This is a genomic window from Thermoclostridium stercorarium subsp. stercorarium DSM 8532 (genome assembly GCF_000331995.1).
In the GTDB taxonomy this organism is placed as follows: Bacteria; Bacillota; Clostridia; order DSM-8532; family DSM-8532; genus Thermoclostridium; species Thermoclostridium stercorarium.
Genome location: NC_020134.1, coordinates 1,112,323 through 1,138,244, shown reverse-complemented (window position 1 = coordinate 1,138,244; position 25,922 = coordinate 1,112,323). Strand labels below are relative to the sequence as shown.

18 protein-coding genes are annotated in these 25,922 nt (G+C 41.2%); 2 read left to right on the top strand and 16 right to left on the bottom strand.

Features of this window, described 5'->3' with window-relative positions; all coding sequences use genetic code 11:
* Positions 1-179: 179 nt before the first annotated feature.
* From CST_RS04945 to CST_RS04900, 10 genes are all read right to left on the bottom strand, one after another.
* Positions 180-1,079: a carbohydrate ABC transporter permease gene (locus CST_RS04945; RefSeq protein WP_015358742.1), complete on the bottom strand. Its 900-nt coding sequence runs from the start codon at positions 1,077-1,079 to the stop codon at positions 180-182.
* 11 nt (positions 1,080-1,090) lie between these two features.
* Complete coding sequence (locus CST_RS04940) at positions 1,091-3,184, bottom strand: ABC transporter permease subunit (RefSeq protein ID WP_015358741.1); 2,094 nt, start codon at positions 3,182-3,184, stop codon at positions 1,091-1,093.
* Positions 3,135-3,779 (bottom strand): hypothetical protein, encoded by a 645-nt coding sequence (locus CST_RS04935; RefSeq protein ID WP_015358740.1) that lies wholly within the window; start codon positions 3,777-3,779, stop codon positions 3,135-3,137. Before CST_RS04935 ends, CST_RS04940 begins: the two co-directional genes overlap by 50 nt.
* A 27-nt stretch (positions 3,780-3,806) precedes the next feature.
* Positions 3,807-5,150 (bottom strand): glycoside hydrolase family 140 protein, encoded by a 1,344-nt coding sequence (locus tag CST_RS04930; protein ID WP_015358739.1) that lies wholly within the window; start codon positions 5,148-5,150, stop codon positions 3,807-3,809.
* Between the two features lie 336 nt (positions 5,151-5,486).
* Positions 5,487-6,134: a superoxide dismutase gene (locus CST_RS04925; protein WP_034843659.1), complete on the bottom strand. Its 648-nt coding sequence runs from the start codon at positions 6,132-6,134 to the stop codon at positions 5,487-5,489.
* Positions 6,135-6,216: 82 nt separating this feature from the next.
* Positions 6,217-7,257 carry a beta-galactosidase BglB gene (gene bglB, locus CST_RS04920; RefSeq protein ID WP_015358736.1) on the bottom strand — a complete coding sequence of 347 codons (1,041 nt, stop codon included), beginning with the start codon at positions 7,255-7,257 and terminating at the stop codon, positions 6,217-6,219.
* Between the two features lie 108 nt (positions 7,258-7,365).
* Entirely contained in the window at positions 7,366-8,046 is a 681-nt protein-coding gene (locus tag CST_RS04915) for a rhamnogalacturonan acetylesterase (RefSeq protein ID WP_015358735.1), read from the bottom strand.
* Position 8,047: 1 nt separating this feature from the next.
* Positions 8,048-10,219, bottom strand: a complete 2,172-nt coding sequence (locus tag CST_RS04910; RefSeq protein WP_015358734.1) for a glycoside hydrolase family 88/105 protein — start codon at positions 10,217-10,219, stop codon at positions 8,048-8,050.
* 129 nt (positions 10,220-10,348) lie between these two features.
* Positions 10,349-11,488: an ROK family protein gene (locus CST_RS04905; RefSeq protein ID WP_015358733.1), complete on the bottom strand. Its 1,140-nt coding sequence runs from the start codon at positions 11,486-11,488 to the stop codon at positions 10,349-10,351.
* A 51-nt stretch (positions 11,489-11,539) separates the two neighbouring features.
* Positions 11,540-12,706 carry an MFS transporter gene (locus tag CST_RS04900; protein ID WP_015358732.1) on the bottom strand — a complete coding sequence of 389 codons (1,167 nt, stop codon included), beginning with the start codon at positions 12,704-12,706 and terminating at the stop codon, positions 11,540-11,542.
* A 182-nt stretch (positions 12,707-12,888) separates the two neighbouring features.
* Here CST_RS04900 and CST_RS04895 point away from each other — a divergent pair, with 182 nt between their 5' ends.
* Positions 12,889-14,538: a hypothetical protein gene (locus CST_RS04895; protein WP_015358731.1), complete on the top strand. Its 1,650-nt coding sequence runs from the start codon at positions 12,889-12,891 to the stop codon at positions 14,536-14,538.
* Positions 14,539-14,621: 83 nt separating this feature from the next.
* On the opposite strand, the gene CST_RS04890 is transcribed toward CST_RS04895, so the two are convergent.
* The 5 genes from CST_RS04890 to CST_RS04870 form a co-directional block, all read right to left on the bottom strand.
* Positions 14,622-15,287, bottom strand: a complete 666-nt coding sequence (locus tag CST_RS04890; RefSeq protein ID WP_015484947.1) for a hypothetical protein — start codon at positions 15,285-15,287, stop codon at positions 14,622-14,624.
* A complete protein-coding gene (bglB, locus tag CST_RS04885; RefSeq protein WP_015358729.1) occupies positions 15,284-16,330 on the bottom strand; it encodes a beta-galactosidase BglB in 1,047 nt (348 codons plus the stop codon). The genes CST_RS04890 and bglB (CST_RS04885) overlap by 4 nt, the downstream gene beginning before the upstream one ends.
* A 70-nt stretch (positions 16,331-16,400) precedes the next feature.
* Complete coding sequence (locus CST_RS04880) at positions 16,401-18,125, bottom strand: extracellular solute-binding protein (RefSeq protein ID WP_015358728.1); 1,725 nt, start codon at positions 18,123-18,125, stop codon at positions 16,401-16,403.
* A 78-nt stretch (positions 18,126-18,203) separates the two neighbouring features.
* Positions 18,204-19,088, bottom strand: coding sequence for a carbohydrate ABC transporter permease (locus CST_RS04875; RefSeq protein WP_015358727.1), 885 nt, complete (start codon positions 19,086-19,088; stop codon positions 18,204-18,206).
* A gap of 17 nt (positions 19,089-19,105) precedes the next feature.
* Entirely contained in the window at positions 19,106-20,050 is a 945-nt protein-coding gene (locus CST_RS04870; RefSeq protein WP_015358726.1) for an ABC transporter permease, read from the bottom strand.
* Between the two features lie 264 nt (positions 20,051-20,314).
* On the opposite strand from CST_RS04870, the gene CST_RS04865 reads away from it, so the two are divergent.
* Positions 20,315-22,714 carry an AraC family transcriptional regulator gene (locus CST_RS04865; protein ID WP_023559463.1) on the top strand — a complete coding sequence of 800 codons (2,400 nt, stop codon included), beginning with the start codon at positions 20,315-20,317 and terminating at the stop codon, positions 22,712-22,714.
* Positions 22,715-22,774: 60 nt separating this feature from the next.
* On the opposite strand, the gene CST_RS04860 is transcribed toward CST_RS04865, so the two are convergent.
* Positions 22,775-25,897 carry an alpha-mannosidase gene (locus CST_RS04860; protein ID WP_015484944.1) on the bottom strand — a complete coding sequence of 1,041 codons (3,123 nt, stop codon included), beginning with the start codon at positions 25,895-25,897 and terminating at the stop codon, positions 22,775-22,777.
* Positions 25,898-25,922: the final 25 nt, after the last annotated feature.

The following is a 25,922-nucleotide window of genomic DNA, read 5'->3' as shown; positions in this document are numbered from 1 at the left end:
TATGGTAAAATAAAATACAATAAAAATTATATAAGAATTTATTAAACACGTCAATAAATTTACTTAATAAAATTATTAAAATTTTAATTATTATTTTAACTACACTTTATTTTTTTATGCTTTTTACAGCAGATGAAACAAAGATACCGTTCAGATTTTTAACAGGCTTAATAACTTTTTCATCCTTTTACCGAACCGATCATAACGCCTTTTACAAAATATTTCTGCACAAACGGATACAGTATAATCACCGGAATGCTTCCGAAAACGATAATGGCGTATTTCATTACCTCAATATAAGCAAGTTTCTGCGCATCTGCAATATCTATACTGCTGACCATCTGCTCAATCGTTTCAACACTTGCCAGAATATTACGCAACACAACCTGTAACGGGAATTTTGTCTCGGTATTAAGATAAATCATCCCGTCAAAATACGAATTCCAATGCCCCACGGCATAATACAATACCAGAACCGCCAAAATCGGTTTGGACAAAGGCAAAATTACCGACGTTAACACCCTGATATCGCTTGCCCCGTCCAGTTCCGCAGCTTCGAACAGTTCTGCCGGAATTGTACTCTGGAAAAAAGTGCGGGCAATAATCATATTGTAAACCGAAATTGCCCCCGGTAATACCATCACCCAGAAAGTATCAAGCAATCCAAGGTTTTTAATTGTCAGATAAGTGGGAATCAACGGAGCACTAAAAATCATTGTAAAAACAAACAACCCCGTGATAATGTTTCGTCCGACAAAGTCCTTACGGGAAAGAGGATATGCAATTGCCACGGTCATCACTATATTAATCAGCGTTCCAACAAAAGTATAAAGGAATGAATTTCTGTACCCAATCATCAGTAATTTGGTCGTGAAAATACGTTTATACGCATTTACGTTAAAATCAACAGGCCACAAATACACTCTGCCGGCAATAACTGCCTGCGGTGAACTGAACGACTGACTTATAACGTTTATCAGCGGCAAAGCAACGACAACCAGGCAAAAAAACAGAAATAAGCCATTTACAACATAAAAAACTTTATCAGATACAGAATCTTTTGTTTTTCCCTTTTCCATTATCTTCACCCTTACCATAAACTTGTTTCATTTATCTTTCTTGATACCCTGTTAACCAGAACAAGAAGTATAAATGAAACAACAGACTGAAACAAACCAATTGCGGTGGAATAACTGTATTGCATCGAAACCAGCCCTACCCTGTACACATATGTTGAAATAATGTCCGAAGTCTGCATATTCATATTATTCTGCATCAGCAAAACCTTTTCATAACCTATCGACAAAACCCTTCCGCATGCAAGAATAAGCAGTATGACCGCTGTAGGCAATATACTCGGAATATCAATATAGTATATTCTTTTCCAGATGGAAGCACCGTCAATTATAGCTGCTTCATACAATTCAGGGCTTATTGATGCCAATGCTGCCAGATAGATTACAGCGTTATAACCGTTGTTTTGCCAAATTCCCGAAAATACATAAATGGTCCTGAACAGTTTGGGTTCACCCATGAAATGAACTGGATTTAATCCCATCGCCTTAATAACCTGATTTACAAGGCCATTCAGTGAAAGAAGCTGGGACAGAATTCCCACAATCAAAACCGTTGATATAAAATAGGGCATATACGTTACCATCTGAACGGTTTTTTTAAATATCCTGTTTCGGGCATAATTCAATGCAACCGCCAGAAGGATGGGCGGCAAGATTCCCGCAACTATCTGGTATAAGGAAAGCCCTATCGTATTAACCATCAGGGTTTTAAACTGCGGGGACCTGAAAAATTTAACAAAATGCTTGGTTCCGACCCAATTGCTTCCGAGAATTCCTTTTGCAAAGTTATAATCTTTAAAGGCTATTATTGATCCAAACAACGGAACATATTTAAAAATAATCAAATATGCAACCGGCGGTATTGCCAGCAAATATAACTGCCAGTGCCTGATTATTCCCCTTTTTAAATGATAAGCATTTTTCCTTGCTACTGTGTGTTCGGTTTTCAAAACACGGCCCTCCCCGTTATAGAAATAAATCTGTGACAGTTCGGCGACAGCTTTGGTGGAATTGATCAGCTTATGCTCCATTTCAATAGGATAGTAGAAAATATTCTCAAGGGTTGAATCAGGCAAATCACCATACTGTATAATTTTTAAGGATTTTTTTGCCACATTGTTCAGCGTAAAGATTGCCTGTTCATATGAGAACTGAACATCAGTCAAACTCGGAACCACAAGTCCGATTCCGCATGCAGCGTTAACTCTCCCGTCCCGCTGTATTGATGATTTGACTTTAAGCACAAAGTTCATTATGTTATCCATCGACTCTTTATTATTTGACTGAAGCGTAAACAGAAAATTTATTCTGAACTTCCTTAAGTTTACACCGAGAACAAAATCGGGCAAACTCCGGCTAATTTCTTCATATATATTTTGAACTGCTTTTCTCTTTATATTTTCTTCCCATGTTTCTGAAAAAAGAAGTTCCATTACGGCAACGCAGTAAAAAGAACCATCCATACTTAAATTCAGTTTTTCGCCTGCCTGCTTTAAATCTTCAAGATTATTAAAACTGCCGTTAAAAAGTCGTTCCAAAAAGATATCCTTCAGCTCGTAATATGTTTGCTGTACCGTATTTTTTAAATAATCAACACCGTTTCTTATGTATTCAAGTTCATCTGAATTTGTTTTTTCATCAGGCATACCGTTCAGTTTCTGCAAAAAAGGCTTTAATTTTCCCGCCAGTTCATTAAACGGCTCACTGTTGCGTTTGGCGAAAGACACGGCACTGACTATACCGATAAGAAAATATAGCGCCACCATATAGCACGTCATTTGTTTTATATTGTTAACTTTGCTCATGGCAACAGACTGCGGGATAATTTCGGTAAATATCAGGTCATTATATCGCGATCGGGCATACACAATCATATACTTCCCGTTATCAACGGTATCAAAATAAAAACCTTCATTCTCCCCGCCGTCAATTCCGGATACAACATCAAAAAGATCATAATCAACCACTGAACCAGATATTCCAAACAGAATATTTCCATCAGAATCCGTTATGAAAATATTGCGGCTTATTTTTTCATCGTTCTCTTTGCAAAGTTCCTCAATCTTCGTGCTTTTTATTATAAAAAGCAAAGCCTTCTTTTCCGCCATAACCGGTCACAATTGGGAAAACATATGTCATTGCGGATATATTTACTCCTTCATAAAGTACCCGGCTTTCGGGAATAAAAAACGGATGGCTGTTTCCGAAAACAATGTCGAGCCATTCCTGGTATGTATAATCATGATAATTTAAAAATTTATCATAATAAAACTCGAGATCAAATACAACATTATCCCTGTAATATGCCGCTGAAGCATTTTTCAGCAAAAGCACGAAATTGGTATCCACCTGTGCGGATGGGCTCATTTTAGCCTTAAGCTCTTCCCCGAATTCCTGTATATAATACACCTGACGGCTTCCATACTGAGGTTTTCTAATTGTCGCTACCTTATTGAGCTTGGGTTCAAACATCAGCTGGGTTGCTATCTGGTCCAACGCATTAATGTAATTGTCAAACTCATCCCTGACATGCCTCAGGGAGATAAGACTTGAATCAATACAGCTCTGTTTTGCCAGTTGTGCAGAAGTTAAGAAAAGGTTTAATGCAAAAATAACCGGGAGCAGTAAAAAAATAACAAACTGGAACAGGAATCTGAAAAAAACCTTTTTTGTTAAAAAACCTTTTTTTTTTTCATTGTACAACTCTTCCCATATTTCAGAGTGGAATATTCATAAAAAATACTCTTTTCTGCTGTCTGTAAGTATCAGAACATAATCAGGCCATTCCCCTTCTTTTCTGGGAGGTTCAAATTCCCGCACCCCGCTATTTTCAAACTCTCCTATTTTAAACATTTCTCCTGTTTTTGGATCAAACCACCTTGCAATCACCTTTTCGCCCGATATCTTTCCCATCCTCACGCTAATGCTCCGCCCGGTATAGGTATAAACGAATATGTAACTTGCCCCCCTTGTGGCCAGCAGTCGATCATATTTTTCTCCTATATCCCCGTCAATTACCGACTGATCAGGAATTCTTTCAAAATACGGAACAGAAAGCATCAGATCCTTTAAATAATGCATCTGCCGTGCCCCTTCGGCTTTTAATGCGTCGTACCAGTATTCGCGCACACCAAATGAGCCCCTTAAGTCACATGGCCTGTGCATCTGCATTACCGCGTTATGCCCGTAAGTATGCCCGCATGCCCCTGCAAAAACCGACCAGTATGCATACCTGCGAACGTCGTTTGCGTCCCAGTACGGCTGCGTCGGATCATGCAACCCCTGAGGAATGCTTTCATATGCGGGCTCACCATCCAAAGTGGGCTTAACGGGCGTTTTTTGATAATCATTCATTACATACCGCCAGTTATCCTGACCTATCCTTATTCTGTCATCATCTTCCTCTTCCTGTTTCATTTTCTGATTATACCGCCTGTGTCCCGACTGAAACATGTTAAAATCAAGCCACGGCGCATTATGAAACCATTCGGACGACTGCGTCCTTCCAAAGGGATGAAATGTCATTAAAGCATCAGGGTTATGGGCTTTTATGGTGTTTCCCAGCGTGTCCCATATTTCATAGTGCTCATTGCCTTTAATATCTCCGCCCAAAATCCAGATAATGTTTTTTCTGTCCTTGAAATGTTCCGCAAGCCATGTTCCATATTCCACAACATTATCTCTGTTTAAGTATCCCGCCTTTACAATGCTGCCCCAGACGGGAAGCAATCCCATATACATGCCGGCTTTTTCAGCCATGTCCACAACCCTGTCGACATGCTTCCAGTAGCTGTTTGGGCTTTCCAAATCGGGACTGTTGTTTATGAATGTCTTCGTTATGCTGTCATCATCCAGAGCCGGTTTGCCGTACACGTTTGTATCGGTTACATCATGTATCAGCACCGCCTGAATTACGTTAAAACCTTTATCCCGTCTGTCATTTATGTATTCCTGCGCTTCATCGGCGCTCAGTTTCTGAAATAGCAGCCAGGCCGTGTCCCCAAGCCAGAAAAAAGGTTTTCCACTTTCATACATCAGATATCTGCCGTTTTCTGATATTTTGATTCTTTCCATTTGTCCACCCCATAAATTTATTAAATTTTAAGTTAAATTTTATTTGTAAGTTCAACTAATTTTGTTATAGCATACTGACATTGTAAAATATCACTCAACCCTAAACAGTAAAACAGGAACTGATTGTTTTATGAAATTTGCTAAATATCCTGAATGTATTATAGCCCGTTTTGTTAAACCTGTCAATCTGTTGTTTAAAAAGTTTAATTAACAATTAACTTTAGATTAAATTCAATTTAAGGTACGCTGATTCTGTCGATAAAATTTAAAAGCTTGAAAATCATTGTTGTAAAATGATTTTCAAGCTTTTATCCAATAAATCATATTATTATAAACTTAATCCCATACCAACTGGACCTGGCCGTTCATCGCGGCAACAAGCCTTCGTTCCACTTCATTCCAGTTTATCAGTTGCCACCAGTTATTTACATAATCAGCCCGCCGGTTCTGGTAATCCAGATAGTAGGCATGTTCCCAGACATCACACACCAGGATCGGAATCCCGCTCCACTGGGTCAAATCCTGATGTTTTTCAGCCTGTAATATTTCAAGCCTCTCCCATGCAGGCTGCCATACCAAAACCCCCCAGCCCGACGCTTCCACATTTACCGTTGCATCGACAAACTGTCGTTTCATGGCTTCCATGCCGCCGAAATACCGGTTTACATGGTAAACCGTCCTTGGCCCCGGCATGCCTCCCATCCCCAGAGGTGACATAACAGTCCAGTATATGCTGTGCAGTATGTGCCCTGAACCATTAAACGCCAGTTCATTTTCCCAGTATTTTATATATTCAATATCGTTTGTCCTGCGTGCTTCCTCAAGGTACAACTCAGCCCTGTTCAAACCGTCCACATAGCTTTTGTGGTGCCTGTCGTGGTGTAACCTTAACGTTTCGGCGCTTATTACAGGTTCCAAGGCATCGTAATCATACGGCAACGGAGGCAGTTTATGCATTCCGGGCAAAACATACATATGCAGCATCCTTTCCATGGCAAATTATGTTAATCCCTGTTTTATACTATGATGCTGCATATTTTTGGTTCATACCCGTAAATTAATTTTTCTAAATGAGCTCGGTCAGCATAAGGAAGGTCAGGCCCTGACCATAGGCCGTCGGAGCAATGGGTATTTTCTTGTAATGTTCCAAATCCTTGCCCATGCCGGTTCCGTAGGATACTCCGTGGACCATGCCGTTTTCGTCTATTTTTGAGATCACTGCATGGGCGGCTTTCCTTCCGTACTCCAGATATTCCTCTCCAATCAGCCCGAGACGTACACCCTTTAATATTCCATAGGCAATACCTGCCGTTGCCGAGGTTTCGTAATAAGTTTCCTCAATATCCACGAGAGTATTGAAAAGCCCGTTTTCCCCCTGATACTTGATCAGTTCCTTAACCTGATCAACCCACGAAGTTTTTACAAACCTGGAAACTGCGTCATCAACGCCATAAATTTCGAGAAACTCCACGGCTCCCGACGTGAACCAGCTGTTTCCCCTTGCCCAGAAAGCCCCGGCGAAATTATGCCTGCCATCAAATGTCCACCCGTGGTAAAACAGTCCTGTCTTTCTGTCCTGAAGATATTTTATATGGAAAAGGAACTGATACTTTGCCTCTTCTACATAACCCTCCCTGCCAAATACCTTTCCGGCCTTTAACAAAAACAGCACCGTCATAAACAGCGTATCATCCCACAACTGTTCATAATGGCGGTTTAAAACAGTCATATGCTGCATTCCGCCGTACTGCGTGCGGGGCATCTCGTTCATTACCCAGTCAGCCCACATATTGATATAAGGAACGTATTTTTCGTTTTTTGTCTCTTCATAGAGGCAAACCATTGTAAGGGCAGGGCATACGGTATTTACGTTTTTATGCGGGATAGGTTTTGCCAGCTGTACGTCATACCAGTTGATCAGATAATCAAGATACTTTTTATCGTTTGTCTTTTTATATACTTTGTACATGCTGTACAGAGCCACGCCCGTAGGCCATTCCCAGTTATCCATGTGCAGGTGGTCGTACAGTCCTTCCCTTTTATCGTTATTTATAAGCATTCCAATAACCTTGTCCGCCAGTTCCAGCATTTCCACGTTTACAGACATTAAACCTCCACCTTTCTTTCGCTGCAGTTTTTGCTTAGATGATTTAAGACAAAATCACCCTGTATCCAATATAGAGTTTTTCAAAGCGGTAATGCCGTGAAACACAGTCTATTTTAAGTGTTCCACAAGAGGCAGGTTTATTCTCCTCATACCCTCCACAACAAGCCCGGCGATCTCATAAGCTCCGTTTTCATTAAAATGGGTGTTGTCTTCCGAACCGTCGGGATAATTCGGAGACTCTCCGGGCTTTAAAAACAGAAAGAGCCTTTTGGATTCCTCCATTCCCAGCTTTTTGTAATATTCCTCGCTTAATGCGGTAAGGTCAATAAACGGCACATCCAGTTCGTCACAGAGCTCTTTAACAGCCTTTGGATATGCCCCGTGGGTTGGGTAAAATTCGCCGAACAGATTGAATCTTCTCCGGTTCACCGGCGAAATAAGGACGGGATAAGCCCCCTTTTCCCTGGCGCCGTCCACATACCTCTTTAGGTAAGCCTGATATGTCCCGAAAGGATCGGCAAATCTCCCGTCAAGTTTTTCGTCGTTGTGCCCGAACTGCACAAGAAGGTAATCCCCCGGCCCGATAAGACCCATTATTTTGTCGTAGTGTCCTTCCTCAATAAAGCTTAAAGTGCTCCTTCCGCCGAGAGCATAGTTGTAAACATGCACATAGTCCTTAAAAAACCTCGGCAGCATTCTGCCCCAGCCTTCCTGAGGCTTGTAGTTACTTGCACAGTTTTGTACCGTCGAATCGCCCGCGATATAGATATTAACCCTTGTCTCAGACATATCAAATTCCTCCGTTATCAAGCCATTCCAGAAGTTTCCCGTATTCCACCCCGGCCAAAAGAACAATGCCGGTACCATGGGTATCATTTAAAAGCCAGCCCAGGTCATTTTTGTAATAATCCTCCGAAAAGGAAAAGCCTGATCCCCTGCAGATTCCGTATACATTGCCGTGCAAATCTATAGCCTCACTGCAAAGCCCTTTCCACGCCTTTTCTACCGCCTCAATATATTTTTCAGGCTCATTAAGCCATGAATTGCGCACGCCACGGGCAAAGGCACAGGCAAACATTGACGTGCATGATGCTTCCGGATAGGAATCGGGATCGGTAAGGACCTGATGCCACATGCCTTTTTCGTCCTGCAAAGCAAGATATCCTTCACACAGATCATTGAAATTCCTGATAAGTTCTTCCCTTAATTCATGATTTTCAGGCAGGAAGCGCAAAAGCTCCGAATACGAGAAGGCAACCCAGCCGTTGCCGCGGCCCCATGAAACTTCGGTGGCTTTTCGGTGTCTTACGTCATAAACATGGGACATGATTTTTTTGTCGGGCCTGTAAAGATATTTATGGTACAGCACAAGCTGCTTAGCGGCATCGTCAATGAATTCCTGCCTGCCTGTAAGTTTGTAATACCTGCACAGGAACGGAACGCTCATATATAAATCGTCTGCCCAGAGGGTCTGATCCATAAGCAGATGTTCGGGGTTCACCCGGTAAAAAGCCCCGTCGGGCAGTCTGTCAAGCCTGTTCCTGATGAAGTCGGCTATATAATCGGCAATCCTGACATAAGCGTCATCATTCAGCTCTCCTGAAACCTCAAGCATAAGAGAGCCGAAAGAACCGCAGTCGTCCAGCGTGCTTAACGTGGAAAGGAGATTATGCATGCTTGCCGCACCGTATCTGTCCCTGTCCCACATAGCGTAATCAAAGAAACGGGTGCAAAGTTCCACATGCTTTGTTACATAATCCACCAAGGATGAATCCTTTATAAACCTGCCCGCTTCGGCAAGCCCGTACAGTGTTACGCCGAGGGGATAATTCCAGTGTCCGAACAGTTTGTTGTCATTATACGGCCTTATAACGGTGTGAGGTTTGTCCAGTCTCCAGAATACTTTTCCTTTGGCTCCGTCCAAGGGTATGTCGGCAGAACATATTTTTTCGGGATCAAAATTCACAGGCTGTGAAAACGGCCCTGCATAAATCCACTTTTCGTCGGTGCCTTTCACGTTGAGCGGATTTACAAACATGACTTTTCTGTCTTCAAACAGGCATTCGGCCGTGAATCCCCAGTCGGTTTCCCCACACTGGTTTATGACAAAAAGGTTATAACATCCGTATTTTAATTGGATTTTAAATTCAAATTCACCCGATTTGTCGGAAACATAAACCCTTTTATCATCCAGATAAATCTGAATACTTCCGCTGTTTGTACCCTTTATGGTATACTCGCCGTTTTTTTCCGCCAATAGTTTTGTCCAGCCGATTGCATAGCAACCCTTTCTTAACGAATACATCCGTTTCATCTGGCCCATGGCTTTTTCTTCCGGCAGCCATTCTTTTAACGGATACCAGCAGAGCCCGGTCTCTTCCTCAGTCATACCCAACTCAGGAAGTTTCTCGAGCGGCTCCTTCAGCGGAAGGGTATATAGCCATCCCTTCTGCCCATCTCTGTCCCATGACGGAACAATAAAGCTCAAAGGTCTGTTTCTTGATGAAACGGCTCCCAGAATTCCGCCGCATCCGATATTGGTACGAATAAACCTCAGAACAAAATTATTCCATCCTTTTTTTAGCTTAACGGTAAAAGAAGCCGAAAGTTCGCTTTTTCTTTCAATTAGGACATTCGGTTTGAAAACCCTTTCACCATTGCAATATATTATTACCGGACCGAAACAGCTTATTTCAAAGGTCATCGGCATATCATCGTCGCTCCAGAGCTTGCTCCATGCGTATACACTGGTTTCAAGCCCTGCCAGCGGATAAATGTCAGCAAAATCAAACACATACCTGTAATGTTTGTCCTGTCTTATTCCGTTCTTCTGATAGGCGTAATATGAAACTCCGAAGGGCGGATTTTGTCCGATATACCGGTTTGCAACGGTTTCGAGCACGGTTTTTATGTCCTGTGTTTTTGAAAATATGGACAGTTCATCCGGAAAATAATAACCCATGGATAAATCCTCCCTGTTGAAAGCAATATAAATTTATACAGGAACACGTAATGTTATATTCATAATAATTTACACATCGCAGTTATTCAATGGTATATCAACATCATTTTTTAGGGTATTTCATTTCCTTTACTTTAAAACTGTATTCATAATCGTATTATCAAAAACCATTACCGCCGCTCCGACTAAACCTGCATTGGAATTGACAGGCGGGGTAATTTTTATGCCTGTTTTAAGAAGCCTTCTGACAAAGAATTTCAGATACTGGTAAAACTCTTCGCCAAGAAATTCGGGAATTATTCCCGATATTACAAACTCGTCCACATCAAGTATATGAACGTAGTTATATATAATAATTGCCAGATATTTTGCGACATACTCGGTTATTTCCTGTTTAAGAGCCTCCGGTACAACCAGTTCCTTCTTTATTTCAATTCCGAACTTTTCTTTTATTGCCTTCAGGTTTATTTTCCTCTCCACCGCTTTAGCCGAAAGATTTTTAAAATCCAGCATTTCCGGATCATCCAATACCAAGGCTCCGATTTCACCGGCAAGAAAATTAACCCCCCGGTGTACTCTGCCGTCAATAACAATTGCCGATCCAAGACCGCTGCCCAAGGAAATATACACAAGATTTTTGACATCGGCTTTTTTTCTCAGGAACATTTCGCCGATACATACCGTATTCACGTCATTTTCAATAAATATGGGTATTTTGAAAAAATCGGCGGAAAACCCGGCATATTTTTCAAAGCTGACTTCTTCTATAACCCTGTCCGAATACTCAATTACTGTTTTTTTCATAGGATTGACAACCTTTGGCAACCCTATTCCTATACCGAGACATGGTATATTTTTATTATTTTCAATCAATTTCCCTATCCCGCCGAGCAGTTTCGAAAGCCTGAAATTCCCACTGCTGTCGCCAGAATTCATCGAAACGCTTTCAATTGTTTCCCCTTTCAGGTTTACATACCCCATATTTATATATTTCCCTTCAAAAACAATGCCGACGGCACCATATGCGTCGGGATTAAACCTGAGAAGCCTTCCCTTTCTCCCCGCCCCTTCGCTGCTTGACACACTTATCCCCGTATCATGAACAAGATTTCTTGAGATAAAAAAGTCAATAATCTTCATAACCGTCGGAAAACTCATGTTTGTTTTTTTGACAATATCGGCTCTTGAAAGTTCATTTTCCGACATAAACAGATCAAATACAAGTTTTCGGTTCTGTGCCTTGATATAATTGGGCTCAAATGCTTCCATTCCTGTAACCTCCATAGCAAACTGAACAATATTTAGGCAGTCACCTGCAAATCATGATAACGTAACTGCCTCATTCTTTTCACCCAATTTTATCAATAAAGATCCAAATATAAATGTTGCGATGAAAGTAATTACCGAAGATACCAGCATAATCTTGTTAATTCCGAAAATATCGCTTGCAACGCCGCCCAAAATGCCGAACACCACTTTTGAAAAGAAGGCCGAAACCATTGAATTTAAAGTCTGTGCCGTGGCTTTCAGGCTCTTTGGGGTGTTTACATTAATGTACGTAAGAATGCTGTATGTAAAACATGTAAAACTAAAGCCGTGCATTAAATTGGCCAATATAATCAGTACCGGATTGGTCAAAAAATACATCAGCAGCCATCTTATTCCTGATACCGCTGCTGCGGAAATCAGCAGTTTAATCATGCCGAATTTCTTTAATATTTTGTCAATTATCATCATAAAGGGTATTTCCGCAATCGCACATGTAAAAATCAAAATCCCCGTATAGGAACTGTTTCCGTTTATTGATTCAAAATAAATCGGGTAATATGTGTAGAAAAAACTCAATCCAAGGGAATATGAAAGGTTAAATCCAATCAGACACATTAACGTTTTATTCTTTAAAATACAACCGACGGGAACCCTTTCGTTTTTCCTCCTGCCTCCGGGAACAGACGGAATTGTGAACATTAATGCAAAACAAAGCAGCAGAAAAAGTGAAACAATCCAGAATATATTGGAATAACGCCCTTTAAGCATAATTCCCGACAATACCGCGGCAACGGAATATCCAAGTGTTCCTCCCATTCGGATTTTCCCGAAATCCCATTTTTTATTTTCCAGATACTCCAGCGTAAGATTGTCCTGCAGCGGGGAAACGGCCGAATAAAAGGCGGTAAAAAAGAGACTTATTATTATCACATATAAATAGCCGGTTGAAAAATAATACATAAGCGCAGACAAACCCGAAAAAAGAAATAACATCGTCAATACCGTATTTTTATATTTTGCCCTGTCGCTCATCAGTCCCCAAAATGGCTGGGCTATAAGCAATAAAAGCGTTGACAGGGACACAAGCAGGCCTATCATTGTATTTGAAAAGCCTATGCCGGAAAGGTACAGGTTGAAATACACGCTGTATACGGCCTGTCCAGAGTAATACAAAATATAAAGAAGGAAAAAACGTGTCGGAAACTTTGATGCGTCCATAAACAAAACCACCCAATCAATTAATTAACTAACTTAAGTAATAATATAATATTTAGCGAGTCTCAAGTCAATGAAAAGTTTTAAAAATATTGACTTTAAGCGTTATAAAATGTATTATTAACTTAGTTAATTAATTGTTTTCCCAATAAATTTTTGCCTGGGAAACAAACGGAGGCATGTTTATGAAACGATATTATGGTTTTATCGTTGAATGTGCGGACAGAAAAGTGGATTATTTTATCAATAATCAGGTAATGGATGAGAAAAGGCCTGATTATGGTTCAATAAGGAATGTTTTTATTGATGTGAAAGAAACGGTGTATGTCTGCTGCACATGCGTTGCGGCCTATTTCAATCCGAAAAGCAGACATTATAAAAATGAAAACCTTGTAAAAAGACTGTCCGTTGCATATGATTTTGTCCGGAAATATCAGCGTGAGGACGGAAGTTTCGATCTGGCAAGCTGCAATTTCAAGAGCGCTCCTGATACCGCATTTATTTTAAAACGCCTGACATATACATACAAACTTATTGAAAAATACGATACAGGGAACAAATTAAATGAAATAAAAAACAAAATATACAAAATAATCTGTTCGGCAGCAAACGCACTAATAACCGGAGGTTTTCACACACCCAACCACCGCTGGGCGATAGCCGCCGGGCTTGCGGCCTGTTCCAATATCATCGAGGACAAAACCCTTTCAGAGCGATGCATCAGGAGAATGGAAGAATATTTTGTAGAGCCCATTGACTGTACCGACGACGGGGAATATTCGGAACGCTCTTCGGGAAATTACAATGCCGTTGTAAACACTGCAATGATAATGCTGTATGAAGAGCTGAAAGACGAAAGATTCCTTGAATACGTTGACCGGAACCTGAACATGATGCTAATGATGATTGACCCCGACGGAAGCATATTCACCGAGAATTCGTTAAGGCAGGACAGGGGAAGAAGGGAATACCCGACGAAATATTTTTACCAGTACCTTTATATGTCTCAGAAAAGCAAAAAACACGCGTGCGAATTTAAGGCAGCAGCCCACAAAATTATTGCCGACGCCGTCGAAAACAGGGATTATTCTCTCGACTGTCTGCACATTCTGATGCTCCATGACTGGATGGAAAACATAGACATAGAATTCAATAAAATGGGCTTTCCTGAAGAGTATAACAAATATTTTCCTTACTCCGGCCTTGTAAGGGTAAGAAAACACAATATAACCTATTCCCTTATCAGGAACGAAAAGAATTTTCTGTATTTTCAAAACAACGCAATAAGGCTGGCAATGAAAATAGGTGTATGCTATTTTCAGCACAGAAACTTCCTGGCCGAAACAATAGAACGCAAGGAAAATACTTATATAATGAAATTCAGAGCCGATGGCTGGTACTACATGCCTTTCAAGGAGAAGCCCGCAACAGCCGACTGGTGGCAGATGGACAATAAATGCAGGGAATTGTATATAAACAGCTTTACCGAAATCGTCGTTGAAATAACAGATATCCCCGACGGTATTGAAGTACGTGTTAAAACCGACGGCATAGACCGAATTCCAGTAAGAGTGGAAATAAGCCTTCCCGTGGGTGGGAAACTTTATTCTGAAAATTTCATAACCGAAACCACGGGAAAAGGTTATATGCTGTTAAAAAACGGGGATGTGCTTTTCACAAAAGACAATGACGGAATTATTATATCGGGAGGGTTCGCCTTCCACGAATTTATAAGAGGTGGTTATTCGGGAGATTCCACCGGCGAACACAACTATATCCTGTATATGACCGACTATACAAATTTTGATCGGACGATAACAATCAGGGCAAAATGAGATTGCGTAAATCAACCTGAAACAAATACCCGGCTGTAACTCAGCCGGGTATTTGCTTTAATATAACTCCCCACCACTATTGCTTAACCGTTTCTAATCTCATCCAGTTTGAGCTGAATAAATTTCGGAATTTCTTCATACAGCGTTTCCCAATCGGTAAAAACATCATCGCCGAACTCATACCTTTCATATTTCATTGACGGCCTGAACCTGAATTTCTTCAAATAACGGCTTACAATCCCGTTTATTTCGTCATTCGTACTGTACCGTCCTTCAAGAGCCGAAGTAATTAATAAACCGTTATTTCCGGCATTTTCGAAAGTTGCCGTCTCAAAGTCGGGCAAAAGTTCAAACACCTGGGCAATCGGGGAAAAAGCATGCTTTCCGGGCTGTGAGTATAACTTTACATGAGTTTCATCCTCAATGTTACTTCTGTCTTTCAGCAGACCTTTCAGGTACCTTCCGTGGAAACTGGCTTCGCAATCAGCCACCTGACCGTTATGCGCCACATACACCCAAACGTGTTCAAGCTCATACAGGTGCTGAATGTCAAAATCCCAATACATGGCATATTCAATAACATACTTTATTTCGTCAGTGTTAAACATAATTTCCCTTCTGAAGGACGGTGACGGCCCCGGTCTGGTAAAAACCGTGCACCCTATTCTTCTCGGATAAAATGGTTCATTTTCGTCAAAATAAATATTCGGAAAATATTTTTTAACCAGTTTCAGATCCACTTCAATCATCCCCCGCTGCCTAAAGCATACTCGACAAGCATTAAAAATGTCAATCCCTGGCCGTAAGCCGTCGGCACACACTGTATATTCCTGTAATGTTCAACGGTACTGCCCAAAGGTGTACCGTGGGAAACACCATGCACAGTTCCGTCCCTGTCTATTTTACTCAATATGCCTTTTACCGCTTTTTCCGCATATTCCTTATACTTTTTGTCAATGTATCCCCTTCTTGCGGCTTTCATAATGCCATACGCAAATCCCGCCGATGCGGAGGTTTCAACATAGGACGCCTCATCGTTCAGTACCGTATGCCACAACCCCGACTTATCCTGAAGCTTGCACAGCGTTGTAATCTGATTTTTAAGAACCTGTAACAAATATTCCCTGTTTGCCTCGCCGGGATCAATAATGTCGAGAAACTCCACCGTTCCGATGGTATACCAACAATTCCCGCGCGCCCAGAAAATTTTCCCGTAATTGTGGCGTTCGCCGAATGTCCATCCGTGATACCAAAGGCCGGTTACAGGGTCGCTTAAATATCTGATATGCAGCAAAAACTGATAAATGCTTTGTTCAATGTAATCCCTGTTTCCTGTTACCGCCCCTGTTTTCGCAAGAAAAAGGACTGTCATGAACAATGTGTCCGCCCATATCTGACCGTCATTAACAAGGTCTGAAGTTATGTGCTGTAATCCCCATTCATCGGTTCTGGGCATTTCGTTGACAATCCACTCCGCCCACTTTTTACAAATGTCTAAGTATCTTTGATCGGGTTTTATTTCATAAAGGTGAATTAAAGCCAGCAACGGGGCAACAGTATTAACGTTCTTTTCCGGCAACCCTTCCTTTATTTTTCTCTCAAACCAGTCGATTATAAAATCAAGATACTTTGTTTTCCCGGTTTTTTTGTAATACAGATACAGGCTGTACAATGCCACTCCCTGAGGCCATTCCCATTTTTCCATGCTGAAATGATCATTGGTTTCTGGATCATTTCCCGCATACAGCAGCCTCTGAATTACTTTTTCAGCAAGATCAATATAATTTTCCATTTTTCCTCCTGAAACATTAACACAGTATTGTTGTCGAAGATTTCGATTTATTAAGAAATAAATGGACTGATTAAACAGCCACCAGTCCATTTATTTCTTTAAATGACACGGCAAAAATAGGGGTCATATACCGGTTAATCTTTATTGATTTGTAGTATTCGTTTGCTTCATCTTCTACTTCCTTACCGCCTGCAGCCATGTAAATCTGCACATATTCCTCAAAATAATCCAGCGGCTTGTCGCCCGTAATTATCGCAACAATGGCTTCATCCCTTATTTTGATCAGCTCTGCACTATATTGCATTGCTTTAGGTAATCCAATCTGAATGGGTGATTCTATAGCATACTTATCAAGTCCGTGTTCATAAGCCCACTGTTCTCTTGGCGCCTTAGGCGGATACGGAAGCGTCATACCCAGGTTGGCACCGATTCTGTTCTCATAACCCGATTCGGTATCATACGGAGGAAGTATCTTTATTGTCTCCATTTCCTTGTTTATCCAGTCCCAATGAACGCCTTTTATTCCCCATCTGTAAGTCGTTCTTTCATCCAGGTCGGGTGTTGCGCTTACGTAATTGAAAATTTCCATAATTTTGCCCATTTTTCCTTTATCTTTTTCAGCAAGTTTTCCGATACCGTAGAAATTCATCAGTCTGTTATAGGCCTTTATGCCTCTCTGGCCTGTTGGGCCCAAAAGCGGCATTCCCTGTATCCATTTTGCGTTCGGATTAACGAGTTTTATTTCTCTCGCATTTGCTTCATCGCTGCTTGGTATTTCGGTACCGTCTTCAGTGGGAATCATGTATGCCCCTTCGGGAAGCCAGTGATAATAGTTACCCAAACTTGAATAACCAATCCTTCCGTTGATGAATGCATGAGACAAAGCCCAGTAACCGCCGTAATTTTCACCGGTAATAAACTCGGGATCAAGAACTCCGTCCTTGTACCATTTTGCCAGAATGGCAAGAGCATCCTTCAGTTCAGGAGCCACGGCGCTGTCTATGAGTTTTCCGTCTCTTTCCACAAAAAATGAGCTGCCGCCAAAATCGATGACCAGTCCAAAAGCGCCGAGCACGGGATACAATACCGTCTGTGAACAGCCATATGTGTCGTCTTTTCCGTTTCTGTCGGGATCTTCTTTTGCAAATTTATACATCAGTTCTTCAAACTCTTCCAGAGTCTCGGGGGTTTTGGTAACACCCACATTTTCCATCCAGTCAAGGCGATAAACAAGAGGCAGTCTGAAGATGTTTGTAGGATTTATCGCTGGTATTGCGTACTGAACGCCGTTGACTTTTCCGAAATCCATATAACCGGGTGCATTTTCCTCTATTACCTTTAATATGTCAGGGGCATATTTCCGCAAAAAGTCCTCGGGCAGTTCGGCCAGAACTCCCTGTTCTGCGTATGTCAACAGGGTGTTGGGATCGGTCATACGGAACACGTCAGGTATTTCGCCCGACGCAAGCCTTAAGTTCAGCAGTTCATGATACCTTGAATGTTCCATGTTCCAAAGATCAATTTCAACATTGAATTTCTCTTCCAGCATTTTTAAAATAATTGCGCCCTCTTCGGCAGGCTGAATCTGATAGTTGGTCCATGAAATCCTGTACTTTTTCCCTTCTTCGGGTGCATAAGGATCGTCCGGCTCTTTTGCCTGTCCCTGTTGTTGCCCACTGTTGTCTGCTTTCTGCCCGTCGTTTTGTGATACCTTTGCCTGTCCGCAACCGACAACCGTCGTCATAATCAGGCTGATGAGTAAAACCAAAATCAGCAGAGCTTTACTTTTTTTCATACGGTCCACTTCCTCCCCTTCAATTATTATATATTTTACAGACAGTTCTAAAAACCGTCTGAAAATAACAAAATACTGCTATCCTTTCAGCGATCCGAGCATAACGCCCTTTACAAAATACTTCTGGATAAACGGATATACCATCAGTATTGGAATTGTAGTTACCATTACCGTTGCAGCTTTCAAGCTTTCTGGGGTAACAACCCTCATACCGCTCTCATCCATTGTTGACATATTCATCACCTGCTGCGAACCTTCCAGAACAATTCTTCGCATAATAAGCTGCACAACCTGCTTTTCGGCCTTTTGCGAATAAATCATACTGTCAAACCAGCTGTTCCAGTGCCACACGGCAATCCACAGGGCAACAGTTGCAAGTATGGGTTTGCAGACAGGCAACACAATGCGGATTAATATAATTATGTCGTTTGCACCGTCAATTCTGGCCGACTCTTCTATACTTTCAGGAAGCGACATCATGTAATTTCTTACAATAACGAAATTATATGCGCTAACCAGTTCAGGCAGTATAAGTGCCCATATTGTGTTCATGAGGTTCAGATTGCGTACCAGTATGTATGTTGGAATCATCCCGCCGCCGAAAAACATCGTAAACACAATAATTCCTGTCCAGAAATTTCTGTTGGGAAAATATCTTTTTGATAACGGATAAGCCAGTGCAAAAGTTGTTATGAGGCTCAGAAAAGTCCCCAGCACGGTCCTTAAAATTGTATTATAATACCCTGCTGCAATTAACGGATTTGTAAGCACCCTTTTATAATTTTCAAACGTTACGCTTTTAGGGATAATAGTTATCTGCGTCTGAGCTATTTCAGTTGAAGCAAGCGAGTTTGAAAACAGGTACAGAAAAGGATATATGGTTGTTACGCACAGCAGGAACATGAAAGTGTAATTAAAAACGTCAAATGTTTTTTCTCCCTTTGAAGCTTTTCTAACAGCCAACTTTAATCGCCTCTTTTCTACCAAATACCGTAATCATTTATCCTTTTGCTTATCTGATTGGCAATAACCAGAAGCGTAAAGGATATCACATTTCTAAAAAGCCCAACTGCCGTGGAAAAACTGTATCTCATATTTTCAAGACCCATTCTGTAAGTATACGTGCTGATAACATCAGCGACTTTATAAACCGCAGGATTATAAAGGTTGAAGATCTGATCGAAATTGTCGTTTACCAGTTTGCCGACATTAAGTATCAGCATGATTGTTATAACCGGAGTCATTGACGGCAGTGTTATATGTATTACTTTCTGCCATCTTCCGGCCCCGTCAATAGACGCCGATTCATACAAACTCGGGTCTATTCCGCTTATTGCAGCAAGATAAACAATAGATCCCCACCCTAACGATTTCCACATTTCGGTTACCACCAAAACTGCCCTGAACCATTTGGGATCTGCCAGGAAATAAATCGGTGTGCCTCCAAGCGATTTAATCAAAATGTTTATCGGGCCTATGGAGGGTGAAAGGAACTGCATAAACAGCCCACCCAGAATTACCCACGACACAAAATGAGGAAGATAACTTATGGTCTGGACAATTTTTTTATAATGGGTGTTTCCTATCTCGTTCAGCAACAGCGCAAATATTATCGGGGCGGGAAAACCGAAAATCAGATTATAAAAACTTATTATTACGGTATTTCTGAAAACCTCCCAGAAGCTTTGCAGTGCAAACATCTCACGGAAATGTTTCAGACCTACCCAGGGACTCCCCATGATACCGTCAAGGAATCTGTAGTCTTTAAATGCAAGCACAAGACCATAAATTGGCAGATATTTAAAAATTATAAAATATATGATGCCCGGCAGAAACAATATAACCAGATACCTGTATTTCCAGTATTGGTATAGTGTTCTGATAAAACGGTTTTCTGCGACAGATGAATTTGTTTTAGTTTTCAATTATAATCACTCCTAAGTATATGAATGTTCAAACATCCGGTGGAAATGACAATTAAATGTTAAGCCCATAATACCTCTGTTTTCAATAAAATCATTTTTTTATCATGTAAAAATCTTTAAATTTTAAATATAATTTTTTTAACCAATATCAATATTTTTATATTCTCTTTCACAAAATCCGTTGGAATGATATAATAATACAGACATATATACATAAATACCCAGAGAAATTAACTTATCGGAGCGGGTTACGGGAGTAAAATTATGAAAATTTTCAACCGATTTCCCAATTTGGACTCCATTTTTAACAAAATGATCCTTTCGTATATAATCATAGTCCTTTTTATCACGCTGGTATTGGGAGGAACTTTTTATTTTTATTTTACCGCAAGTTATAATGAAGCGGTGGAAAATGTCCATTTAAAAATGCTTGAACAGGTAAAAAACACACTGAATACGAAAATTATTGAAACGGTTGAAAGCAATTACATGATTTTGGTTCATGAATTTATAAGCAATACAAACGACCTGTTCGGTTTTCACGATGACGTCTCGGGCAACCATACAAAAATACTCCAGACGTATAACTATTTAAAAAAAATAGTGTCCAACAATTCCACCGTTATTTCCAATATCCACATTTATTATAAAAAACAGAAAATACTGATCTCGTCCTCATTGGGTGTTAAATATCTAAACGAAACCAACTGGCCGTATTACATGAATCAGGACTGGATAAACGAAATGTCGGGTAAAAACACAAGCCATATATGGCTTGAAACGAGGAAGGTTCCGCTAAACCTCGAACGCCCCGATACCAGCCTGAAGATTAATCTGCTCACATATGTACGATCATACCCTGTCATTTCAACGGGAATAAACAGTGATGGATTCATAGCCATTGACATAAATGAAAGCATATTCAGCGATTTAATAAAAATGAGCGCACCGTCGGAATACACGAATACGTTTATAATCAGCGGTACCGGCGAAATAATTTCCCATCCCGAAAAAGACATGCTGAATGAATGCCTGAACGATCAGAAATACATTGAGCATATACTTGATTCACGCATGCTTTACGGCAGCACGGTGGATGAAGTTAACGGCGTAAAGAGCATGATATCGTATACAAGTTTTCCCGACACCGGCTGGATATTAATCAACATAACTCCTCTGTCGCAGTTTTATGAAAAAACCGCGTCGCTGACCCGAATGCTTGTTATTCTGTGCCTCATGTCAATAATCATCGGTACGGTCATCGCCTCGCTGATAACAAAAAATCTGTATAACCCCCTGAAACTGCTGCTTGATAAAATCAGATCACTCATCGGTAATGTAAACGCCGGAAACAAAAGAAGCAGGCAGCTTGTTATAAACACCGGCATTCAGCATAAAGCCAATGAATTTAAAATCATTGACAACGCGATTGACAATTTATATTTAACCATCGACGATTTGACGAAAACTTTAAAAAACAATATTCCGATAATAAAATACAACCTGATTATGGGGCTTTTGCATAATCAGATTATAAATGTCAACGAAGCAAGGGAGAAATTCAGACTGATAAACATCGACATGGACTTTCCGTATTATGCCGCAATGACAATTGAAATAGAATCACTGAGGGATATATCCTATCTCAGCGTTGAAAACATGCATTTCCTGAAATACAACCTAATTGATGAAACAGAAAAAAACAGCAATGACAGTCTTAAATTCATTGCGGTGGATTTGCCTGATTTCCGGATTGGCGTTATTGTCGGCGCAACTACGACGGATGAGAAGGAAATAGGTAAAATTGTTTCAAATTTATCATCATATGCCTATAACAGTTTTTATGTCACAATAACCGCCGCATTGGGCCGATGGGTGGATAACATACTTAATGTTCACAATTCGTTCAATGATACCAAAACACTGCTTAAGTACAGATTTTTCTATCCCCATGTTCCGCTGCTTCATGCGGACACTCTGGAAAGGGAAAACTGTCAGGAACATATACCGCCGGGTTTAATCATGAAGTTTCAGGAAAGTCTTAAGCTTCAAAATATCAACAGGATAAAGGAACTGATGGACAAATTCAGAAGTCTGTGTAGTAAAGGCGGCTATTCCGCTGACCATTTGAACCAGGTAATGTTTGAATTCGTAAATATCGTTTCACGGTACATACGGGACATGAAATACCAGTTCAAGGATATTGAGAAAAAAGATATTTATGCGGTGTTTAAAAACATTAACAATGTAAATGAATTCTGTGACTGGATTGTTGAACTGGCAAGAAGCGTGATTAACGGTCTGAATGAAAGGGCTGAAAGCCAGAATGCAATTCTTATAAATAAAGCAAAACGGTATATTTATAACAATATAAAAAAAGACATTTCCCTTGATGAAGTGGCGGAGCATATCAATATCAGTCCCGCTTATTTAAGCAAATTATTCAAGGAAAATACCGGGGTTAATTTCGTTACATATGTTAAGGAACTTAAATTTGAACTGGCCATGGACCTTCTCCTCAACAGTGACCTGACAATACAGCAAATAGCCCATGAAGTGGGTTTCAACACTCCCGCGTATTTCATACAGCAGTTTAAGGCCAGATACGGATACACGCCGAACAGTTTCAGAAAACAAAAATCTTTTCTTGAAACCGAACAATAATGTTTACGTTTATTATGCATGAAAAAAGCCCGGACTGTTTAAACATCCGGGCTTTTTTCTTCAGGATTTTATCCTGAGCCTTAAGGTTTTTATTTCAAAGGGCCTGAAAAACAACCGGACGGTTTTCTTTTCAATTTCAATTTCCTTTTCAAATTCCTCGAGCATATTTGTCTCCCATGCCTTATCGACCGGTAAAACAGTCCGCAGGCTGCATACCGAAGTGGAGCCCGTGCTTTCGTACAGTCTCAGAATAACGTCTCCCGATCTGTCTTCGGCAAGCTTAACGGTTTCAAGAATTATATTCTCCTGATCAATGTCAAAAAGCCTGATTTCACCGGCATCACCTTCTGTTACGCAGACGGGCGAATTCAGGTTGTATGCTTCGCTGATTACATTGCTGTCACAGAAATTCCCGTTCCATATATAAAACGAATAGGTAAATTCATGTATTCCCCTGTCGGCGGTCATATCGGGAACCAACGGCGATTTCAGCAGCGTAAGGTTTATACTGCCGTCGGTTACGTTAACCCCGTATTTGCAGTCATTTAGTACGGCAAAGCCTCTTTTCCCTTCTGCGATCGCCGTCCATTTATGATTGCATACCTCAAATCTGTCGGCGTCATACCTTCTGGATTTGTGATTCGGCCTTTTGACATAACCGAACTGAATTTCATGCAGCGCCTCATCGGTGTGAATATTAGTTGAGAAATTCACTTTAAGTAATTTATGATCCTCTTTCCAGTCTATTATCGTTTTAAAATCCACCCTTCTGCTGTTACTTCTTAATGTTACTACCTGCGTCATTTCAGAATTATTGAGTCTGCGTTTTATCCTTATTGCGGCCTCAAGATTTCCCTGATACAATATTTCCATTTCAGCTATGTCATCCAGCGGAACCGGAACCTTTTCGTACATACTGTCGATGTCCCAAGCATCATAGTTTGAAGTTACATCCCGGTACATTCTGAAATCATTGCAAAGACCTTTTACCGTTTCAAAGCCGGTTTGTTTGTCCACAATACTTACAATCTGGCCGGTTTTATTAAATACAACCCGCAAACATTCGTTTTCGAGGAAATATTCCCCTGCCTTCACATTTATACTTTCATGGACGGTTTCATCGGCAGGTTCAAAAACAGTCCATCCGCACGCCGGTATTTTTACCAGCGCATAATACGTTCCCATTATATTCTGAACGGGCATTATTTCTCCTTCACCCGATTTGACGGATTTAACCCCGGCGGGTAAAGGTATTAATTCCTCCCTGTCCCATGAAAATGAATTGAAAACGGTTATTTTGCCGCCCCGGTCGGTTAACGCCGCCAAGGCCCTGTTTTTAAGTTCCCCGGCTTTTTTCATGACCATTTCATAATCCGCCACAGCCTCTTCGTGAACCTTTTTTATGGACGTTCCGGCAAGGACATCATGGAACTGGTTAAACAGTACTTTTTTCCATAAACTTTCCAGTTCTTCGTACGGATATTCAAAGCCTTTGAGTTTATTCGCCACAGTAAGCCAGAACTCGCATTCCCTCAGCGCAAATTCCGATTTTCTGTTTCCTTTTTTGGTTTTTGCCTGTGTCGTGTAAGTACCCCTATGGGCCTGGAAATACAACTCGCCGACATACCTGTTTTCGGGCAGGCCGTTATTCTCTATATTCTCGAAAAATTCATTCGGATGGCTCATCCTGGTACGCGGCACACCTTCAAGATCCTTCATTCTTTCCGCGTATTCGATATGATACCTTGTCGGGCCACCGCCGCCGTCTCCAAAACCAAAGGGGAAAATAAACGCTGAAATATTCTCCTGCTGGTTTCTGTCCTGTTCCCAGCGCTGTATCAGCATTTCGGGATCGATATGGGAATTATTTTTCTTGTGAATGTGAGAAAGAATTTGGGTTCCGTCAATTCCCTCCCAGAAGAATATATTGTACGGGAACGGATCACCCTCGTAATAGTTCCTTACAATTTTCTGCGTGGAGAAATATTTTATCCCGCAGCCTTTTGCAATCTGCGGAAGCGCAGCCGAAAAACCGAAAGTATCGGGAAGCCATAGAAGTTTGCTGTCTATGCCGAATTCCTCCCTGAAAAATTTCTTGCCGTAAATGAACTGGCGTATAAGGCTTTCACCCGAGGGAAGATTTGTATCGGCTTCCACCCACATTCCTCCTTCAGGCATAATCTGGCCGTTCCGCACCTTTTCCAGCACCCGTTCGTATAACTTCGGATAAAGCTCTTTCAGCATCGCAAACAATGGCGGCTGAGTGACGAAAAATTTGTAATCAGAGTATTCATCCAGCAGAGCCAGTTGGGTTGAAAATGTCCTTGCGGCCTTCCTTCTGGTTTCGTTAACTGTCCACAGCCACGCCAAATCAAGGTGGGATTGTCCGAATATGTACATCAACGGCATTGTGGAGCCGTTTACGCATTGAAGTAACGGTTTCAGCCTTTCCCTGCATTCTCTGAAACTTTGCACCCTTTTTTCGTAGGGCTGTTCAAAATCCACAATTAATGTAAAGTCACAAAGCGCCTTAAACAGTTCCTGAGCGCGCAGTGATTTACTGTTTATGCTGATTAAAACCTTGTAAAGCGTACTGACGTCTATAAATAGTTGAAAAGCATCCTCATCCCATATCCCGAACGAGCTTTTTCCCACCACGGCTTGGGTTTTCCCCGGTTCGGGGACGGCTACTCTTCCGGGCGGTGTAGGACCTATGTTTTCAAGGCGCGGGCCGTGACCTGCATAGCTTTCCACGATAATTTCATATACTTGCCCCGGTTTGCCGGATCTGGTAAGGGTAATATCTTCATGGGCGTGATCAATCGCCCCTGCTATCTCCCCGTTCACAAAAACCATGCTTTCGGCCCCGGTATCTATTTTTGCGACAATTCGCCTGCCCTGCGCTTCATCAGGAAGGCATACCGTTCCCTTAAACCATCCGTATTCCCATTTTGCTCCCCACCTTGTACCCGGTGGCATCGGAGAAAAGGGACCGGCTGAAGCTTTTTCATATGACAGAAAATCCGTTGTTGTAAAACCTGAAAATTCAATTGTTCCGAGTTCTATGTAAAAATGGTTCAATAATTCCAGCATCCATGATTTTATTCTGGATCCCCATTCCTTACTGAACGGAATTTCCGATGCCCCGAACAGATACCTTTGCATTTCGTTATTCAGTTTCATCTTATTATAATCCACCCTTTCCCTG

What these genes read in the sequence shown, in the direction of transcription:
- CST_RS04945 (WP_015358742.1), bottom strand. Translation starts at nt 1,079, where the DNA reads ATGGAAAAGGGAAAAACAAAAGATTCTGTATCTGATAAAGTTTTTTAT.
- CST_RS04940 (WP_015358741.1), bottom strand. Translation starts at nt 3,184, where the DNA reads ATGGCGGAAAAGAAGGCTTTGCTTTTTATAATAAAAAGCACGAAGATT.
- CST_RS04930 (WP_015358739.1), bottom strand. Translation starts at nt 5,150, where the DNA reads ATGGAAAGAATCAAAATATCAGAAAACGGCAGATATCTGATGTATGAA.
- CST_RS04925 (WP_034843659.1), bottom strand. Translation starts at nt 6,134, where the DNA reads ATGCTGCATATGTATGTTTTGCCCGGAATGCATAAACTGCCTCCGTTG.
- bglB (WP_015358736.1), bottom strand. Translation starts at nt 7,257, where the DNA reads ATGTCTGTAAACGTGGAAATGCTGGAACTGGCGGACAAGGTTATTGGA.
- CST_RS04915 (WP_015358735.1), bottom strand. Translation starts at nt 8,046, where the DNA reads ATGTCTGAGACAAGGGTTAATATCTATATCGCGGGCGATTCGACGGTA.
- CST_RS04910 (WP_015358734.1), bottom strand. Translation starts at nt 10,219, where the DNA reads ATGGGTTATTATTTTCCGGATGAACTGTCCATATTTTCAAAAACACAG.
- CST_RS04905 (WP_015358733.1), bottom strand. Translation starts at nt 11,488, where the DNA reads ATGGAAGCATTTGAGCCCAATTATATCAAGGCACAGAACCGAAAACTT.
- CST_RS04900 (WP_015358732.1), bottom strand. Translation starts at nt 12,706, where the DNA reads ATGGACGCATCAAAGTTTCCGACACGTTTTTTCCTTCTTTATATTTTG.
- CST_RS04895 (WP_015358731.1), top strand. Translation starts at nt 12,889, where the DNA reads ATGAAACGATATTATGGTTTTATCGTTGAATGTGCGGACAGAAAAGTG.
- CST_RS04890 (WP_015484947.1), bottom strand. Translation starts at nt 15,287, where the DNA reads ATGATTGAAGTGGATCTGAAACTGGTTAAAAAATATTTTCCGAATATT.
- bglB (WP_015358729.1), bottom strand. Translation starts at nt 16,330, where the DNA reads ATGGAAAATTATATTGATCTTGCTGAAAAAGTAATTCAGAGGCTGCTG.
- CST_RS04880 (WP_015358728.1), bottom strand. Translation starts at nt 18,125, where the DNA reads ATGAAAAAAAGTAAAGCTCTGCTGATTTTGGTTTTACTCATCAGCCTG.
- CST_RS04865 (WP_023559463.1), top strand. Translation starts at nt 20,315, where the DNA reads ATGAAAATTTTCAACCGATTTCCCAATTTGGACTCCATTTTTAACAAA.
- CST_RS04860 (WP_015484944.1), bottom strand. Translation starts at nt 25,897, where the DNA reads ATGAAACTGAATAACGAAATGCAAAGGTATCTGTTCGGGGCATCGGAA.